The organism is Pseudorhodobacter sp. E13, assembly GCF_003991405.1.
In the GTDB taxonomy this organism is placed as follows: domain Bacteria; phylum Pseudomonadota; class Alphaproteobacteria; order Rhodobacterales; family Rhodobacteraceae; genus Pseudorhodobacter.
Genome location: NZ_RPEN01000035.1, coordinates 1 through 223 on the forward strand (window position 1 = coordinate 1; position 223 = coordinate 223).

At 55.6% G+C, this 223-nt stretch carries 1 protein-coding gene; it reads right to left on the reverse strand.

The features are described from left to right. Positions 1-159 (reverse strand): hypothetical protein (locus tag EGN72_RS19645; RefSeq protein ID WP_199743669.1); only part of this gene is annotated, 159 nt, incomplete at its 3' end. Between the last annotated feature and the right edge of the window lie 64 nt (positions 160-223).

A 223-nucleotide genomic window follows, 5' to 3' on the forward strand; every position in this document is an offset into this window, starting at 1 on the left:
TTCCACAACGGTGCCGCCGAGGGATTCGATCCCGCCGCCGACGGTGGTCATGACAACCATGCCCAGGCCCACGATGGCTGCGGTCAGCACAACCCAGTCAACCGTCACGGCGCCGGATTCGTCGTTGAAGAATTTGTTGATGAAGGTCTTCAGTTTCATAGCATGTTCCCTTTCGAGGAAGTTGAGCATCAGGTTTCAAAACCGTTTCGGATCGTCTCGGTCA